Annotated in this window: 17 protein-coding genes; 5 read left to right on the forward strand and 12 right to left on the reverse strand. The window is 68.2% G+C overall.

What is annotated here, in order from left to right; genetic code table 11:
* Window positions 1–8: 8 nt before the first annotated feature.
* The 10 genes from DTQ71_RS02305 to sucC all read right to left on the reverse strand — a co-directional run bounded on the left by DTQ71_RS02305 (window position 9) and on the right by sucC (window position 10,064).
* Complete coding sequence (locus tag DTQ71_RS02305) at window positions 9–248, reverse strand: DUF3303 family protein (RefSeq protein WP_109562657.1); 240 nt, start codon at window positions 246–248, stop codon at window positions 9–11.
* Between the two features lie 704 nt (window positions 249–952).
* A complete protein-coding gene (odhB, locus tag DTQ71_RS02310; protein WP_109562658.1) occupies window positions 953–2,461 on the reverse strand; it encodes a 2-oxoglutarate dehydrogenase complex dihydrolipoyllysine-residue succinyltransferase in 1,509 nt (502 codons plus the stop codon).
* Window positions 2,462–2,465: 4 nt separating this feature from the next.
* Complete coding sequence (locus DTQ71_RS02315; RefSeq protein ID WP_109562659.1) at window positions 2,466–5,435, reverse strand: 2-oxoglutarate dehydrogenase E1 component; 2,970 nt, start codon at window positions 5,433–5,435, stop codon at window positions 2,466–2,468.
* Between the two features lie 28 nt (window positions 5,436–5,463).
* On the reverse strand, window positions 5,464–5,925 hold the full coding sequence (locus tag DTQ71_RS02320; protein ID WP_109562660.1) for a DUF805 domain-containing protein: 462 nt from the start codon (window positions 5,923–5,925) through the stop codon (window positions 5,464–5,466).
* A gap of 38 nt (window positions 5,926–5,963) precedes the next feature.
* Window positions 5,964–6,425 (reverse strand): hypothetical protein, encoded by a 462-nt coding sequence (locus DTQ71_RS02325; protein WP_146204788.1) that lies wholly within the window; start codon window positions 6,423–6,425, stop codon window positions 5,964–5,966.
* Window positions 6,426–6,505: 80 nt separating this feature from the next.
* Window positions 6,506–7,393 carry a succinate--CoA ligase subunit alpha gene (sucD, locus tag DTQ71_RS02330; protein ID WP_109562662.1) on the reverse strand — a complete coding sequence of 296 codons (888 nt, stop codon included), beginning with the start codon at window positions 7,391–7,393 and terminating at the stop codon, window positions 6,506–6,508.
* 43 nt (window positions 7,394–7,436) lie between these two features.
* Window positions 7,437–8,006: a hypothetical protein gene (locus DTQ71_RS02335; RefSeq protein WP_109562663.1), complete on the reverse strand. Its 570-nt coding sequence runs from the start codon at window positions 8,004–8,006 to the stop codon at window positions 7,437–7,439.
* Window positions 8,003–8,638 carry a hypothetical protein gene (locus DTQ71_RS02340; protein ID WP_109562664.1) on the reverse strand — a complete coding sequence of 212 codons (636 nt, stop codon included), beginning with the start codon at window positions 8,636–8,638 and terminating at the stop codon, window positions 8,003–8,005. The genes DTQ71_RS02335 and DTQ71_RS02340 overlap by 4 nt, the downstream gene beginning before the upstream one ends.
* Complete coding sequence (locus DTQ71_RS02345) at window positions 8,635–8,814, reverse strand: hypothetical protein (RefSeq protein WP_109562665.1); 180 nt, start codon at window positions 8,812–8,814, stop codon at window positions 8,635–8,637. The genes DTQ71_RS02340 and DTQ71_RS02345 overlap by 4 nt, the downstream gene beginning before the upstream one ends.
* Window positions 8,815–8,870: 56 nt before the next feature.
* Window positions 8,871–10,064 carry an ADP-forming succinate--CoA ligase subunit beta gene (sucC, locus tag DTQ71_RS02350; RefSeq protein ID WP_109562666.1) on the reverse strand — a complete coding sequence of 398 codons (1,194 nt, stop codon included), beginning with the start codon at window positions 10,062–10,064 and terminating at the stop codon, window positions 8,871–8,873.
* 225 nt (window positions 10,065–10,289) lie between these two features.
* On the opposite strand from sucC, the gene DTQ71_RS02355 reads away from it, so the two are divergent.
* The gene (locus DTQ71_RS02355) at window positions 10,290–11,297 is read left to right on the forward strand and encodes a glycosyltransferase family 2 protein (protein ID WP_109562667.1); all 1,008 of its coding nucleotides are present in this window, start codon (window positions 10,290–10,292) and stop codon (window positions 11,295–11,297) included.
* 1 nt (window position 11,298) lies between these two features.
* Here the strand turns inward: DTQ71_RS02355 and mdh are convergent, their stop codons facing one another.
* On the reverse strand, window positions 11,299–12,261 hold the full coding sequence (gene mdh, locus DTQ71_RS02360) for a malate dehydrogenase (protein WP_109562668.1): 963 nt from the start codon (window positions 12,259–12,261) through the stop codon (window positions 11,299–11,301).
* Between the two features lie 118 nt (window positions 12,262–12,379).
* Window positions 12,380–12,703 (reverse strand): hypothetical protein, encoded by a 324-nt coding sequence (locus DTQ71_RS02365; protein ID WP_245947161.1) that lies wholly within the window; start codon window positions 12,701–12,703, stop codon window positions 12,380–12,382.
* A gap of 271 nt (window positions 12,704–12,974) precedes the next feature.
* Here DTQ71_RS02365 and DTQ71_RS02370 point away from each other — a divergent pair, with 271 nt between their 5' ends.
* From DTQ71_RS02370 to DTQ71_RS02385, 4 genes are read left to right on the forward strand one after another with little or no spacing between them, the layout of a single operon-like run.
* Complete coding sequence (locus DTQ71_RS02370; protein WP_109562669.1) at window positions 12,975–13,841, forward strand: HpcH/HpaI aldolase/citrate lyase family protein; 867 nt, start codon at window positions 12,975–12,977, stop codon at window positions 13,839–13,841.
* 4 nt (window positions 13,842–13,845) lie between these two features.
* Window positions 13,846–14,403, forward strand: coding sequence for an NnrU family protein (locus DTQ71_RS02375; protein ID WP_109562670.1), 558 nt, complete (start codon window positions 13,846–13,848; stop codon window positions 14,401–14,403).
* Entirely contained in the window at window positions 14,403–14,609 is a 207-nt protein-coding gene (locus DTQ71_RS02380; protein WP_109562671.1) for a DUF1737 domain-containing protein, read from the forward strand. Before DTQ71_RS02375 ends, DTQ71_RS02380 begins: the two co-directional genes overlap by 1 nt.
* Window positions 14,606–15,631: a MaoC family dehydratase gene (locus tag DTQ71_RS02385; protein WP_109562672.1), complete on the forward strand. Its 1,026-nt coding sequence runs from the start codon at window positions 14,606–14,608 to the stop codon at window positions 15,629–15,631. The genes DTQ71_RS02380 and DTQ71_RS02385 overlap by 4 nt, the downstream gene beginning before the upstream one ends.
* The last annotated feature ends 30 nt before the right edge of the window (window positions 15,632–15,661 follow it).

Here is a 15,661-nt window from a genome sequence, read left to right on the forward strand (position 1 = left end):
CTAACCCATCATGCCGTCTTGAGAAAGCGGGCCTCGATGGTCGGTCCGGTGGCGGACTCGCGGTCGATCCAGGTTTGCGCCCGGGCCCGGTCGTTGACCTCGAAGAGCGCGGTCACCTCGGGCCCGCCAGCTTCGCGCCAGAGCTGCATCAGAGTGAGGCCGGCCTGCATCCGGGTTTCGGCATTGGCGTCGAAATCGGCCTTCCAGGCCTCGTAATCGGGCGGGGTGAGGTGGAGGAGGAGATGCATGGGTGGACCTTCGGGCTGTGGTGGGAGACCTCGGTGAAGTCGGGCGTGGTGGGGCTGGGATCGGTGCCCCTGAGATGTGCCATTGCGCCTCCAGGTGTTCGGCGGTGGAGCGGACGCTGTCGTCCACCAGGGCAACGATTTCGGGGTCGTCGGCTGCGCGGGCTTCGTATTCCCCCGAATAGCGCGGGCCGGAGGGCGGGGAGCGTCGGCTTGCCGAAATGGCTCGTGGCCATTTGGGACGTGCCCGCATAGGCCGGCAGGCGACAGCAGAAGTTCTGGACCGTCGCGTCGTCGACGCAGTTCCGCGCCCGCAGGCACGCGGCCCAGACGGTCAACGCCAGTCGGCAAGGACTTAGTTCCAAAAGGAAAACTAGATCGGCCGCCTCTGTCGTATCCCGGCCAGCGAGGGTGTCCGGCTGCGCCGTGCGCCTCATCATCTCTGAGGTATTGCGCGGCCGCTTCAGCAGGCGGCTCCGCGCGCCGCCCTGAATGCGGAGCCAGGTGACGGGGAACCCGAGGATGATGGCGACGATCTTGAACACCGCCGGGCCGACCTGGAGGTGGGCGAGCCAGCAGAAGTCCTGTGGGGCTGTGGCCATGGGACGACTCCGGTGGAGGCATCGTAAGTCTGGCCGGGATGAGAGCGTTTGGAAAGGTAGGGTTTGCAGGGGTAGGGCGGGGATATCCCCGCCCTACGCGTTGGATCAGAGATCCATCAGCAAGCGGCGCGGATCTTCGAGGGCTTCCTTGACGCGGACCAGGAAGGTCACGGCGCCCTTGCCGTCCACGATGCGGTGGTCGTAGCTCAGCGCGAGATACATCATCGGGCGGATGACGATCTCTCCGCCAACCACCATCGGCCGGTCCTGGATCTTGTGCATGCCCAGGATGCCCGATTGCGGCGGGTTCAGGATCGGCGAGGACATGAGCGAGCCGTAGACACCGCCATTCGAGATGGTGAACGTCCCGCCCTGCATGTCGGCCATGCTCAGCTTGCCGTCGCGGGCGGCGCGGCCCTTGGCCGAGATCTCCTTTTCGATGGCCGCGAAGCTCATCCGGTCGACGTCGCGGATGACCGGCACCACGAGGCCCTGGGGCGTGCCGGCGGCGATGCCCATATGGACGTAGTTCTTGTAGACCACATCGGTGCCGTCGATCTCGGCGTTGACCTCTGGCACCTCCTTCAGGGCGTGCACGCAGGCCTTGGTGAAGAAGGACATGAAGCCCAGGCGGACGCCGTGCTTCTTTTCGAACAGGTCCTTGTACTCGTTCCGCAGGTCCATCACCGCCTTCATGTCGACCTCGTTATAGGTCGTCAGCATGGCGGCGGTGTTCTGCGCGTCCTTCAAGCGGCGGGCGATGGTCTGGCGCAGGCGGGTCATCTTGACCCGCTCCTCGCGCGCCTCGTCCGAGGCGGCGACGGGGGCGCGGGGCGCGGGGGCCGGGGCGGCGGGCGCGGGAGCCGAGGCCGCCGTCACGGCCTTGAGCACGTCCTCTTTCATGATCCGGCCATCGCGGCCCGAGCCTTGGACGGAGGCCGGGTCGAGCCCCTTCTCCGCCATCAGCTTGTTGGCCGAGGGCGCGTTCTCGACATCCTTGCCGGTCGCCGCGGGTGCGGCCGCGGGGGCCGCGGTGGGGGCGGGCGTCGAAGCGGACGCCCCCGCACCGCCCGAGATGGTGGCCAGCTGGCCGCCGGCCGCGACGGTCTCGCCTTCTTTCGCGAGGATCTTGCCCAGGGTGCCGGCGGCGGGCGCCGGGACCTCGACCGAGACCTTGTCGGTCTCCAGCTCGCAAAGCATCTCGTCCTGCGCGACGCTGTCGCCTTCGGCCTTGAACCAGGTGGCGACGGTGGCCTCGGACACGGACTCGCCCAGGGCGGGGACCATGACGGCGACCTCCTCGCCTCCTCCGCTCGGCTGAGCGTCGTCGACCTTGGCTGCGGACGCTTCGGCGGGTTTCGCCGGGGCCTCGCCCGCGCCCTCGCTGATCGTTGCCAGCAGCGCGTCGACGCCGACGGTGTCGCCTTCCTGCGCGACGATCTCGCTCAGGGTGCCGGTGCCGGGGCTCGGCACCTCGACCGTGACCTTATCGGTCTCAAGCTCGCACAGCATCTCGTCGGTGGCGACGGCATCGCCCGGCTTCTTGAACCAGGTCGCCACGGTCGCCTCCGTCACGGATTCGCCCAGGGTGGGGACCTTCACTTCGATCGTCATGCCGTTACTCCATGCTCAGCGCGTCATCTACGAGCGCCGCTTGTTGTGCCTTGTGTTGCGAGGCCAGGCCCGTTGCGGGCGAGGCGGAAGCCGCGCGGCCCACGTAGCGGGGCCGCGTATGGGTCGCGCCGATGCGTGTCAGCACCCATTCGATATTGGGCTCGACGAAGGTCCAGGCGCCCTGGTTCTTGGGCTCTTCCTGGCACCAGACGAACTCGGCCTGCTTGAAGCGGCTGAGCTCGTCCACCATCGACTTGGCCGGGAACGGATAGAACTGCTCCAGGCGCATCAGATAGATATCCGTGATCCCGCGCGCGTCCCGCTCTTCCAGGAGGTCGTAATAGACCTTGCCGGAGCAGATCACGACTCGCTTGATCTTGTCGTCGGCGACCAGCTCCGTCTCGGAGTTGCCCTGCTGCGCGTCGTCCCAGAGGACCCGGTGGAAGCTGGAGCCGGTGGTGAACTCGTCCCGCTTCGACACGGCCAGCTTGTGCCGGAGCAGCGATTTCGGCGTCATCAGGATTAGCGGCTTGCGGAAGTCGCGATGGATCTGGCGGCGCAGGATGTGGAAATAGTTGGCCGGCGTCGTGCAATTGGCGACGATCCAGTTGTCGGAGCCGCACATCTGGAGGAACCGCTCCAGCCGCGCGGAGGAGTGCTCCGGCCCCTGGCCCTCGAAGCCATGGGGCAGCAGGCAGACTAGCCCCGACATCCGCAGCCACTTCGACTCGCCCGACGAGATGAACTGATCGAACATGATCTGCGCGCCGTTGGCGAAATCGCCGAATTGCGCCTCCCACATGGTCAGGGCGTTGGGTTCGGCCAGCGAGTAGCCGTATTCGAAGCCCAGCACCGCGTATTCCGACAGGGCGCTGTCGATCACTTCGTAGTGCGCCTGACCCTCGCGGATGTGGTTGAGCGGATAGTAGCGCTCTTCGGTCTTCTGATCGACGATGCCGCTATGGCGCTGGCTGAACGTGCCGCGCGTCGAATCCTGGCCCGCGAGCCGCACGCGGTAGCCCTCGGTCAGCAGCGAGCCGAAGGCCAGCGCCTCGGCCGTGGCCCAGTCGAAGCCGGTGCCGTCGGCGAACATCTTGCGCTTGGCATCCAGCAGGCGGCCCACCGTCTTGTGGATGGATACAGAGTCGGGAACGCTCTGAAGCGCGTGCCCGACCTGGTTGAAGGTCTCGTCGGAGATGGCGGTCTCGCCGCGTACGTAGTCGTCCTCCGGGCGGCGGTCGAGATGGGACCAGCGCCCGTCCAGCCAGTCGGCCTTGTTGGGCTTATAGTCCTTGCCGGCCTCGAATTCCTGCGCGAGCCGATCCTGGAAGGCGGCCTTCATGTCCTCGATCTCGCCCTCGGGGATCAGCCCGTCCTTCACCAGCCGGTCGGTATAAAGCGACAGGGTCGTCTTGTGGCCCTTGATCCGCTTGTACATCACCGGGTTGGTGAACATGGGCTCGTCGCCCTCGTTATGCCCGAAGCGGCGGTAGCAGAAGATGTCGATGACGACGTCCTTGTTGAACTTCTGCCGGAACTCGGTCGCCACCTTCGCAGCGTGGACCACCGCCTCGGGGTCGTCGCCATTGACGTGGAAGATCGGCGCCTCGACGACCAGGGCGTTGTCGGTCGGGTAGGGGCTCGACCGCGAGAAATGGGGCGCGGTGGTAAAGCCGATCTGGTTGTTGACGACGATATGGATCGTGCCGCCGGTCTTGTGGCCGCGCACGCCCGAGAGCGCGAAGCACTCCGCGACCACGCCCTGGCCCGCGAAGGCCGCGTCGCCATGGAGCAGAACGCCGGTGACCTTGGTGCGCTCGGTGTCGTTCAACTGGTCCTGCTTAGCGCGGACCTTACCCAGCACGACCGGGTTCACCGCCTCCAGATGCGAGGGGTTCGCGGTCAGCGAGAGGTGAACGGTGTTGCCGTCGAACTCCCGGTCCGACGAGGCGCCGAGGTGGTATTTCACGTCGCCCGAGCCGTCGACATCCTCAGGCTTGAAGCTGCCGCCCTGGAACTCGTTGAAGATCGCCTTGTAGGGCTTGCCCATGACGTTGGCGAGCACAGACAGGCGGCCCCGGTGGGGCATGCCGATGACGATCTCTTCCAGCCCCAACTGGCCGCCGCGCTTGATGATCTGCTCCATCGCCGGGATCAGCGCCTCGCCGCCGTCGAGGCCGAAGCGCTTGGTGCCCATATACTTGACGTGCAGGTATTTCTCGAAGCCCTCGGCCTCGACCAGCTTGTTCAGGATCGCCCGGCGCCCGTTCTGGGTGAACTGGATCTCCTTGCCGAAGCCCTCGATCCGCTCCTTGAGCCAGGCGGATTGCTCGGGATCGGAGATGTGCATGTATTGCAGCGCGAAGGTGCCGCAATAGGTGCGCTTGAGGATGGCGACGATCTCCGAGAGGGTCGCGACCTCCAGCCCCAGAACGTTGTCGATGAAGATCGGGCGGTCCATGTCCGCGTCGGAGAACCCGTAGGAGCGGGGATCGAGTTCCGGATGCGGCTCCTGGCTGCGCATGCCCAGCGGGTCCAGGTCGGCTGCCAGATGGCCCCGGATCCGGTAGGCGCGGATCAGCATCAGCGCCCGGACCGAGTCGAGCACGGCCCGGCGCACCTGCGCCTGATCGATCACGGCGCCGGTGGCCTCGGCCTTGGCCTCAATCTTCTTGGCGGCGGCCTTGGCCTCCTTGGGGTCGACCTTGGGCGCGGGCCACTCGCCGGTCAGCGCGGCGGTCAGATCGTCCTCGGGCATCGGCGGCCAGTCGGTGCGCGCCCAGGACGGGCCGGCGGCCTCGGCCTTGGCGTCGGCCGCATCGTCGGCCAATTGCCGGAACAGCGCCTGCCAGCTCTCGTCCACCGCGTTCGGGTCGGCGGCGTAGCGGGCATACATCTGCTCCAGATAGGCCGCGTTGTGCCCCTGCATGAAGGACGTGGAGTGGAACACGTCGTTGGGGGATTGCTCGGTCATTCTCGTATCCTCTCGGATCGGGCGGGGGTCAGGAGGCGGGTGGGGGGCCGTAGGCGTTCGGCCCCTTTTCGGAAGGGCGGGTCAGCCACCACAGGTAGAGGAGCGTCACGACGAACTGGACGATGCCCAGGATCGAGAAGATCGCCACGTTACCCATCTGGCCCATGCCGGGCATCTGCCCGGGGTCCATCGCGCCGGGGTCCGGCATGGAGGGGGCGAAGAACGAGGTCAGCAGCGACAGGCCGAAGGGGATCACGATCCACCAGCCGGGGCGGCCGGTGTCCTGCAAACGGCGGAAGCCCACGGCGAGGCCGGGGCAGAGCAGCGCGAGCGCCACGACCAGGTAGAGCGGCCACCAGATCAGGTTCAGCACCAGCATCACGACGAAGCCGAAGAGGAAGAACCACCAGTATTCGGGGCGAGAGGCCCGGCCCTGGAAGGTCGCGTATTTCTCCGTCAGGCAGGTGCGGACGGCGGTCATGAAATCCATGGGCTATCTCCTCGCGTCGAAAAGGATGCGGGGCCGGGTCATTCGACCGGCTCCAGAACGTAGGTCAGATCGGCAAGCGCCGGGGCTTCGGGCCATCCGGCCGTGTTCACCGGGGGCGCGCCCGGGATGGGCGCGGCGGTGGCGAGACGGCACTGGCGTTCGATCCGGTTCGGGGCGGTGACCGTCTCGGTCAGGCTCATCGCCTCGTCGCCCCGGGTAAGCACGCGGGAGCGCGTGGTCTCGGTATCGACGCGGCGCAGCAGGCCTGCGCCCGCCTTGCGCTGAAGGTCGAGTATCTCGGCGGGGCTGCGACCGCCCCGGTCGCCTTGAATGTAGGTGATGGCCCGGGTCCAGGCGAGCGCGTCGGCCTGGGCCGGGGTGAGGTCGGTCGCGACCTCCCAGCCTTCGGCGCGCAGCGCGGCGAGCGCGTCGTCGAAGGCCGCTTCGGCGCAGGGCTGAGCGGCGGCGGGGCCGGCGAGGCATGCGGCAACCGCAGGCAAGACGAAGCGCCACAGGCCAAAAGGCCTGCGGCGCCCCCCGGGCAAAGGGGGCCGCCCGATGCGCGGCGCCGCCATAGGTCTCATCCCTTGTCGATCGCCTCCTTCACGGCCTCGCCCAGGGTGGCGGGGCTGTCGGCGACGACGATGCCGGCGCTCTTCATCGCCTCGATCTTCGACTCCGCGTCGCCCTTGCCGCCCGCGACGATGGCGCCCGCATGGCCCATGCGCCGGCCCGGAGGGGCCGTGCGGCCGGCGATGAAGCCGGCGGTCGGCTTCCAGCGGCCCTTCTTCTTTTCGTCGGCGAGGAACTGCGCGGCGTCCTCTTCGGCGGTGCCGCCGATCTCGCCGATCATGATGATCGAGGTCGTCTCGGGGTCGGCCAGGAACATTTCCAGCACGTCGATATGCTCGGTCCCCTTGATCGGGTCGCCGCCGATGCCGACCGCGGTCGACTGGCCCAGGCCCATATCGGTCGTCTGCTTAACCGCCTCATAGGTCAGCGTGCCCGAGCGGGACACGACGCCGACCGAGCCGCGCTTGTGGATATGGCCCGGCATGATGCCGATCTTGCAGGCGTCCGGCGTGATGACACCGGGGCAGTTCGGGCCGACCAGCCGCGTCTTGGAGCCGTCGAGCGCGCGCTTCACCTTCATCATGTCGAGCACCGGGATGCCCTCGGTGATGCAGACCACCAGCGGGATCTCGGCGTCGATCGCCTCCAGGATGGAATCGGCGGCGAAGGGCGGCGGCACGTAGATCACCGAGGCATTGGCCCCGGTCTTGGCCACGGCCTCGTGGCAACTGTCGAAAACCGGCAGGTCGAGATGGCTCTGGCCGCCTTTGCCGGGCGTCACGCCGCCCACCATCTGGGTGCCGTAGGCGATGGCCTGCTCGGTGTGGAAGGTCCCCTGGGAGCCGGTCAGGCCCTGGCAGATCACCTTGGTCTCTTTGTCGATGAGGATGGCCATGTGTCGCTCTCTTCGGTTGGTCGCGTAGGGTTGGGTCGGGTCGTCAGCGGTGCAGCACCAGGACGACAGGATGGGAAAAGATTTCGGTCGCGCCGGTCTCCGGGTCGAAGACCGAGACGTCCACGACGTCTTGGATGACCGCGAGGTCCTCGAAGTAAAAGGCGGTGCCGCCTAGCCGGTTCTGCCCGAAGGCCACGCCGGACACCGCGAGGTTGGAGCCGTCGACCAGCCTTGGCGCGAGGATCTCGCCCATGATGCGGTTGGCCGCCTGCACCCCGACCACCGGAGAGCCCACGGCGCAGGCATCGCGGCGATAGGACAGGCGGTGCCCGTCCTCGGTGATTAATGTCAGCGGCGCGTCCGTGGACAGGGCCAGCACGGTCAGCGTGCCGGGATTGAGGTAGAAGACGGTGCCGTTGTCGCGCTGCCGCTCGGGGAAGCTCATGGTCTCGGCCACGCGGGCCTGCGCGCGCCGGGTGCGGTTGTTGACGCAGACTGCCTCCAGCGTGAAGCGCATGCGTTGGACCGCGATCTCTTCCATGGCGGCAGAGAGCCCGGGCCCTTGGGCGCCGCAGGCCGAGAGGGCCGCGAGCATGAGAAGCGCGCGGATCATCGGATGGCCTCCGCCGTGGCTCCGGGGGTCAGGCGTTCCACGCGCAGGAAGGTCTCGGGGCCGTTCGGGCCGGGGCGAGTGCCCGTTTCGACGACGGCGATGCGCGCGGGGTTGAGAAAGCGCGCGCCTCGGAGGCTGGTGGCCTCGTCCGGGCGCGGGGCCAGGGCGAGGGGCGCCTCGCGGCGGATGCCCTCGGCCACCAGCGCGGCCAGGGCCGTTTCGGCGGCCGCCCCGCCATGGGTCCCGTCGAAGGCCAACTCGCAGCGACGGTCGGTGCCGGGCGTGACGTCCTCGGCGGACTCGGCGGGCGACGGCCTGTCGGCGCTGAACGGTGCCAAGTCATAGAAGTCGTGGCGGCCATGAGGCGCGAGCGCCCGCGCCGCCGTCTCGGCGGTCAGATGCGGGGAGAAGCAATGCGCCGCGAACGCGCCCAGGGCGGCATTGCGCTGCGGCGTCGCCAGGGCGGGGATCGACAGCATGATCAGCCCCAGGATCGCGATCAGCAGGCCATAGGAGACCAGCATCGTGATCTCGCGCCGGCGGGCGCGCCGGGTTTCCCGATAGGAAGACGTTGCCGCGGTGGCGGGCGGGCGGACCGCGTCCGCCGGGGCGGGCTGCTGGTCGGGGCTCATGGCGTCGCCTCGGCCGAGGCGGAGGGCGTGGCGGCGATACCGGTGCCGGATGCCGCCGCGGCCGGGCCGCGCAAGAAATCCGCAGCCGTCTCGGAGGACACCGCTCCCCCGCGGATGCGCGCCGGCACCACGGCTGACGCCGCGGCGAGGCAGGGCAGGGAGCGGGTCGGGAGCATCGGTCGTCCTCGGCGTCTCGGATAGGGGCGGGACCGGGACCGGTCCCGCCGGGCGCTCAGCCCTTGACGGCTTTCACGATCTTCTGCGCGCCGTCCTTGAGGTCGTCGGCGGCGATCACGTTCAGGCCGGAGGTGTTGATGATCTCCTTGCCCTTCTCGACATTGGTGCCTTCCAGCCGGACCACCAGCGGCACCTTGAGGCCCACTTCCTTGACGGCGGCGACTACGCCCTCGGCGATGACGTCGCAGCGCATGATGCCGCCGAAGATGTTGACCAGGATGCCTTTCACGTTCGGGTCGGACGTGATGATCTTGAAGGCCTCGGTCACCTTCTCCTTGGTGGCGCCGCCGCCCACGTCGAGGAAGTTGGCGGGCTCCGCGCCATAGAGCTTGATGATGTCCATCGTCGCCATGGCCAGGCCCGCGCCGTTCACCATGCAGCCGATCTCACCGTCGAGTGCGATGTAGTTCAGATCGTATTTGGAGGCGGCGAGTTCCTTCGGATCCTCCTCGGTTTCGTCACGCAGCTCGGCGATGTCCTTGTGGCGGTAGATCGCGTTGCCGTCGAAGCCGACCTTCGCGTCGAGCACCTTGAGGTTGCCCTCGTCGGTGACGATAAGCGGGTTGATCTCCAGCATCTCCATGTCCTTCTCGGTGAAGGCCTTGTAGAGCTGTCCCATCAGCTGGACGCATTGCTTGACCTGCGCGCCCTCCAGCCCCAGCGAAAAGGCGACGCGGCGCCCGTGGAACGGCTGGAAGCCGGTGGCGGGGTCGACCGAGAAGCTAACGATCTTCTCGGGGGTGGAGGCGGCGACCTCCTCGATGTCCATCCCGCCCTCGGTCGAGCAGACGAAGCCAACGCGGCTGGTCTGCCGGTCGACCAGCAGCGCGAGGTAGAGTTCCCGCGCGATGCCCGAGCCGTCCTCGATATAGATGCGGTTGACCTGCTTGCCCGCCGGGCCGGTCTGGTGGGTGACCAGCGTGTTGCCCAGCATCTTGCGCGCCTCTTCGGCGGCCTCCTCGACGGATTTGGCCAAGCGCACGCCGCCCTTCTCGCCGGCTTCGGCCTCCTTGAAGTGGCCCTTGCCGCGGCCGCCCGCATGGATCTGTGCCTTCACCACCCAGAGCGGACCGTCGAGCTGGCCCGCAGCGGTCTTGGCATCGGCGGCCTTGGTCACGGCGACGCCGTCGCTGACCGGCGCGCCGTAGTCGCGCAGGAGGGCCTTGGCCTGGTACTCGTGGATGTTCATCGGTCGCGTCCCCGGTCGGTTTGGTATCGGTCGGGTCCTGGCTAAGCATGGTCGAACGCGGCTTGGGAACTACAAACGCGGGTGCCGGCCGGAATCCGCTCGGAAAGGCGACATATGTGATCACAGCCTGCGGGGCTGTGATCACAACTTGGCCGTGGGAGTTGCTGGACGCTCCTCCGACGCGCGTGATACCGCTCCCCCATAGGTCTGAGAGGCGAGTCCCCCATGTCCGACTGGCACGTCGTCTCCATGGTCAGCGAGCCGCCGCAGCTCGTGCTGGCCTTCGTCGCGCATTGGCTGGACCGGGGCGCGGGCCACGTCCACCTTCATCTCGACGCCCCGGATCCGGCCCTGATGGCGCGGCTCGGGGCGGTGTCCGGTTGTAGCGTGACCGTGCTCGACGCGGGCTATTGGCAGGGCGACCGCCCCGCGCGTCAGGTCGATCGGCAGCGCGCCATGCTGCAACACGTCTACGACGCCGGTCCCGCCGAGTGGCTGCTCCATGTGGACGCGGACGAGGCCCTCCACCCTGAGGTCGAGCTCCGCACGATCCTGCGGCGGGCGCGGCCGGGACTCCGAAAGCTGCGCCTCGGCGTGGCCGAACGGGTCCATGCCGGGCGCGTGAACCCCGACGACATCTTCGACGGCGTGTTCCGCCGGCCCACGCCCGCCGCGCTGGCCGGTCGCGTCGCCGAGATCGACGGGTCCGCCGCGCGCTATCTCGAGGCCGGAATGACCGGCTATGCCAGCCACAAATCGTTGACGCGCACGGGGCTGGGCGTGACCGTCGGCGTGCATGGGGCGAAGGCCGCGGGAAAGGGCCTGCTGCTGGAGGGCGCGCTGCTGCATTTCGATGGCATGACGCCGCGCAACTGGACCCAGAAGCGGCACCGCGTTATGGCCCAGCAACTCGCGTGCCATGCCAACGGGCCGATGGAGCGGCGCGCGCAGTTTCGCCATCTCCTGCGTCACGGCGATGTGGAGGGGGCGCTCTACCGCCGCCTCAAGGTGCTCTCGCCAGAGCGGATGGCGGCGCTGGATGCGTTGGGGCTGATCCAGGACATTCGCCACGATCCGTCCGAGGCGATCCGGCGCCGCATTCCTGGCGCGGCGCCGGACCTGTCGGTTGCGGCGTTCGACGCCCATCCGCTTGATATTCCCGGGCGGCGCGACCCGTGGAGCCTGTGGCTCCGCGCCCGCCGCCGCCTGGAGGTCGCGTTCGACCGCGGCTGACTCAGCCCAGCGAGGGGTCGATGCCCTTGCAGGCCTCGACGAGGCCCTTCACCGCGTCGACCGACTTGTCAAACATCGCCTGTTCGTCGCGGCTGAGCTTGATGTCGACGATCCGCTCGATCCCGCCCGCGCCGATCACCGTGGGTACGCCGACATACATGCCGTTGAGGCCCAACGCGCCGTCCACATAGGCCGCGCAGGGCAGTAGGCGCTTCTGGTCCTTGAGGTAGGCCTCGGCCATTTCGATGGCCGAGGCGGCGGGCGCGTAGAAGGCGGAGCCGGTCTTGAGCAGGCCGACGATCTCGGCGCCGCCGTCCCGGGTGCGCTGAACGATGGCGTCGAGGCTCTCCTGCGAGGTCCAGCCCATTTCGACGAGGTCGGGCAGGGGGATGCCGCCGACGGTGGAATAACGCACCAGCGGCACCATCGTGTCGCCATGGCCGCCGAGCACGAAGGCGGTCACGTCGCGCATGGAGACGCCGAACTCCACCGACAGGAAGTGGCGGAAGCGGGCCGAGTCGAGCACGCCGGCCATGCCGACAACCTTCTCGTGGGGCAGGCCGGAGAACTCGCGCAGGGCCCAGACCATCGCGTCGAGCGGGTTGGTGATGCAGATGACGAAGGCGTCGGGGGCGTTGTCGCGGATGCCCTCGCCCACGGATTTCATGACCTTGAGGTTGATCCCCAGCAGATCGTCGCGGGACATGCCCGGCTTGCGCGGCACGCCGGCGGTGACGATGCAGACATCGGCGCCTGCGATGTCGGCGTAATCGTTGGAGCCCTTCAAGCTCGCGTCGAAGCCCTCGACCGGGCCGCTTTCGGCGATGTCGAGCGCCTTGCCCTGCGGGACGCCCTCGGTGATGTCGAAGAGGACGACGTCCCCCAGTTCCTTGATCGCGGCGAGGTGGGCGAGCGTGCCGCCGATCTGTCCCGCGCCGATCAGCGCGATCTTGGGTCTGGCCATTTCTGAGTCTCCGGTCTGTCCGTCGTGAGGTTGCGCTTGGCTACCTCTGGGGGCAGGCCGGACGCAAGGCCCGTGCCGTGCCCGCTGCCGGAGAGGGCGGGCAGGCGCGGGGCATCGGTCAGGTGTCGGCGTCGGTCAGATGGGCGAGATCGTCCATCCGATCCTCCCAAGCCTGGCCCGAAGCGATCAGGCAGGTGCGCCCGTCTGGCAGTGTGACCGTGACCGTCCAGGTGCCGGTGTCGTCGGAGGCGAAAACCTCCACCACGCGGTCCTGGGTGGCCAGGCCGATTCCCCGCCGCGTCTCGCCGAACTGGCCGGTCAAACGCTCCAGCACGAGGGGGCGGGGCCCGCAGCTTTGCGCCTGCGCGGGGAGGGAAAAGAGCAAAAGCGTGGCCGAGGTCAGGGCGATCAGGGCGGCATTCATCTTCTGCGTCTTGGTCATGGCACGTTCCTTCGTTTGTCGGGGTCGCGCAGCCGCGCGGTGCCCGGCGACGGGCGGCCCGCCGGCCGCTGTCTCGCAGGGGCCCGGACCGTGCCGGGCGCGCTTGAAGACATTGCCAGGAACGTCCGAAGGATCCGTTAACGGGCCTGGGCCGCCGCGCGCTCCCGCCGGATCGTGCGAGACGCGCGCAACTTCTCGGCTGTTAGCGCCCGCAGCACTTGCGGATGATTGCGCGACCTGTTCCAAGACCGGCGATCCGACGGAGTCCGCCATGTCAGCCACCGCCCGCCCCACCCGATCCGTTCTCTACATTCCGGCATCGAAGCCGCGCGCGCTTGAAAAGGCATGTGGCCTGGCCGTCGACGCGATCATCTTCGACCTCGAAGATGCTGTCGCCCCGGCCGAAAAGCCCGCCGCGCGCGAGACCCTCGCCCGCGCCCTGACCGAGTTCGATTACGGCCCCCGGCTGCGCATCGTCCGCGTCAATGGCGCCGAGACGGAATGGGGGGGCGATGACCTCGCCGCCGTCGCCGCCATGCCCGCCGATGCGGTGTTGCTGCCCAAGGTGGGCGGCTCCGAGGACGTGGCCGCGGTGGCCGCCGAGCTGGAGAATGCGGGGGCCGACCTGGCCATCTGGGCGATGATGGAATCGCCCGACGGCATCCTCAACGCCGCCACCATCGCGCGCGCGCCGCGCATGGGCGGGTTCGTCCTGGGCACCAACGACCTCGCCAAGGATCTGGGCACGCGACCGCGCGCCGACCGGCTGCCGCTGATGCTGTCGCTCCAGACCGCGCTGCTGGCCGCCCGCGCGGCGGGCATTCCCTGCATTGACGGCGTCTACAATGCCTTCCGCGACGAGGAGGGGCTGCGCGCCGAGTGCGAACAGGGGCGCGATCTGGGGATGGACGGCAAGACCCTGATCCACCCCGCGCAGATCGAGATCGCCAATGCCGCCTTCGGCCCGACCGAGGCGGAGATCGAGGAGGCTGGCCGCATCATCGCGGCCTTTGACGACGCCATGGCGCAAGGGCAGGGGGTGGCCGTGCTCGACGGGAAGATCGTCGAGAACCTGCATGTCGAGACGGCGCGGCGGACCTTGGCCAAGCAGGCCGCTATTGCCGAACTGGGAGGCTGAAACCATGGCTATTCTGATCGCGGGCGTCGCGCTCTGGTGGGCGGCGCATCTCTTCAAGCGGGTGGCGCCGGAGGCGCGCGCCAAGCTGGGTGACCCCGGAAAGGGCATCGTGGCGGTGGCGGTGATTGCCTCGGTCGTGCTGATGGTGATCGGCTATCGGCAGGCCGACGGCGCCTGGTTCTGGGGCCGCTCTCCGGCGCTGGTCGGCATCAACAACCTGCTGATGATCCTGGCTTTCTACTGCTACGCGGCCAGCGCCGCGAAGCCCGCCAAGATCTGGCTCGGCACCAAGCTGCGCCACCCGCAGCTGACCGGCTTCTCGATCTGGGCGGTGGCGCATCTGCTGGTGAACGGGGATGTGCGGTCCTTCGTGCTGTTTGGCGGGCTGCTCGTCTGGGCCCTGGTCGAGATCAAGCTGATCAACGCGCAGGAGGGTCCATGGACGCCGCCGCCCCGCGCTCCGATGAAAAAGGAGGTCGTGGCCCTGGTCGTGACCGTGGTCGTGACGGTGGTCGTGATGCTGATCCACAACTGGCTGGGCGTCGCGCCCTGGGGGGCGTGATGGCCAAGCTCTACCGATTGCTCACCGCCGAGGACGATTCGGCGTTCTGCCACAAGGTGAGCGACGCGCTCGCCAAGGGGTGGGAGCTCTATGGCTCCCCGGCCTATGCCCATGATCCGGTCGCGGGCGTGATGCGCTGCGCCCAGGCTGTCACCAAGGTGACGGACGCGCCCTATGACCCGGACAAGAGATTGGGGCAGCAATGAGCAAGACCAATCCGGGCCGGTTCTTCGAGGATTACCGCCTGGGCGAGACCATCCGTCATGCCGTCCCCCGCACCGTCGCCGAGGGGGAGCGGGCGCTCTATCACGCGCTCTACCCGCAGCGTTTCGCGCTCTATTCCTCGGATGCCTTCGCGCTGGAATGCGGGTTGGACGGGGCGCCGCTGGACGATCTGATCGTGTTCCACACGGTCTTCGGCAAGACCGTGCCGGACGTGTCGCTGAACGCCGTCGCCAATCTGGGCTATGCGGAAGGGCGGTTCCTCAAGCCGGTCTTCGCGGGCGACACGCTGCGCTCGGAGTCGGAGGTGATCGGGCTCAAGCAGAATTCCAACGGCAAGAGCGGCGTCGTCTGGGTGCGGACGACGGGCTATGACCAGACCGACGCGCCGGTGCTGCGCTATGTGCGCTGGGTGATGGTGCGCAAGCGCGACCAGAGCGCGCCCGCGCCGGAGACCGTTATCCCCGACCTCGCTCCGACCGTCGCGGCCGAGGAGCTGGTCGTGCCCGAGGGGCTGAGTTTCGACGGCTACGATTTCGATCTCGCGGGCGAACGCCACCGCGCCGCCGATTACGAGATCGGCGAGACGATCGACCATGTGGACGGCGTCACCATCGAAGAGGCGGAGCATATGCTCGCCACCCGCCTCTGGCAGAACACGGCCAAGGTGCATTTCGACGCGACCCATCGCGAGGACGGCAAGCGCCTGATCTATGGCGGCCATGTCATCAGCCTGGCGCGGGCGCTCAGCTTCAACGGGCTGGCCAACGCGCAGATGATCGCGGCGATCAACGCGGGCGCCCATGCCAATCCGTGTTTCGCCGGCGACACGGTGCGCGCCTGGTCCGAGGTGCTGGACAAGGCCGAGGTCGCGCCGGGCATCGCCGCGCTGCGTCTGCGCTTGGTGGCGACCCGGGGCGCGGCCTTCGCGTTGCGGGGCGAAGACGGGAAATACCTGCCCGATGTGATGCTCGATCTCGACTATTGGGTGTTGATGCCCGCGTGAGGGCTGCGCTGCGGGGCGGGACGTGCAAAG

It is taken from the genome of Jannaschia seohaensis (genome assembly GCF_900116765.1).
Classification (GTDB): Bacteria; Pseudomonadota; Alphaproteobacteria; order Rhodobacterales; family Rhodobacteraceae; genus Jannaschia; species Jannaschia seohaensis.

Coding starts and splice junctions, on each gene's coding strand:
- DTQ71_RS02305 (WP_109562657.1), bottom strand. CDS start 248: ATGCATCTCCTCCTCCACCTCACCCCGCCCGATTACGAGGCCTGGAAG.
- odhB (WP_109562658.1), bottom strand. CDS start 2,461: ATGACGATCGAAGTGAAGGTCCCCACCCTGGGCGAATCCGTGACGGAG.
- DTQ71_RS02315 (WP_109562659.1), bottom strand. CDS start 5,435: ATGACCGAGCAATCCCCCAACGACGTGTTCCACTCCACGTCCTTCATG.
- DTQ71_RS02320 (WP_109562660.1), bottom strand. CDS start 5,925: ATGGATTTCATGACCGCCGTCCGCACCTGCCTGACGGAGAAATACGCG.
- sucD (WP_109562662.1), bottom strand. CDS start 7,393: ATGGCCATCCTCATCGACAAAGAGACCAAGGTGATCTGCCAGGGCCTG.
- DTQ71_RS02335 (WP_109562663.1), bottom strand. CDS start 8,006: ATGATCCGCGCGCTTCTCATGCTCGCGGCCCTCTCGGCCTGCGGCGCC.
- DTQ71_RS02340 (WP_109562664.1), bottom strand. CDS start 8,638: ATGAGCCCCGACCAGCAGCCCGCCCCGGCGGACGCGGTCCGCCCGCCC.
- DTQ71_RS02345 (WP_109562665.1), bottom strand. CDS start 8,814: ATGCTCCCGACCCGCTCCCTGCCCTGCCTCGCCGCGGCGTCAGCCGTG.
- sucC (WP_109562666.1), bottom strand. CDS start 10,064: ATGAACATCCACGAGTACCAGGCCAAGGCCCTCCTGCGCGACTACGGC.
- DTQ71_RS02355 (WP_109562667.1), top strand. CDS start 10,290: ATGTCCGACTGGCACGTCGTCTCCATGGTCAGCGAGCCGCCGCAGCTC.
- mdh (WP_109562668.1), bottom strand. CDS start 12,261: ATGGCCAGACCCAAGATCGCGCTGATCGGCGCGGGACAGATCGGCGGC.
- DTQ71_RS02365 (WP_245947161.1), bottom strand. CDS start 12,703: ATGACCAAGACGCAGAAGATGAATGCCGCCCTGATCGCCCTGACCTCG.
- DTQ71_RS02370 (WP_109562669.1), top strand. CDS start 12,975: ATGTCAGCCACCGCCCGCCCCACCCGATCCGTTCTCTACATTCCGGCA.
- DTQ71_RS02375 (WP_109562670.1), top strand. CDS start 13,846: ATGGCTATTCTGATCGCGGGCGTCGCGCTCTGGTGGGCGGCGCATCTC.
- DTQ71_RS02380 (WP_109562671.1), top strand. CDS start 14,403: ATGGCCAAGCTCTACCGATTGCTCACCGCCGAGGACGATTCGGCGTTC.
- DTQ71_RS02385 (WP_109562672.1), top strand. CDS start 14,606: ATGAGCAAGACCAATCCGGGCCGGTTCTTCGAGGATTACCGCCTGGGC.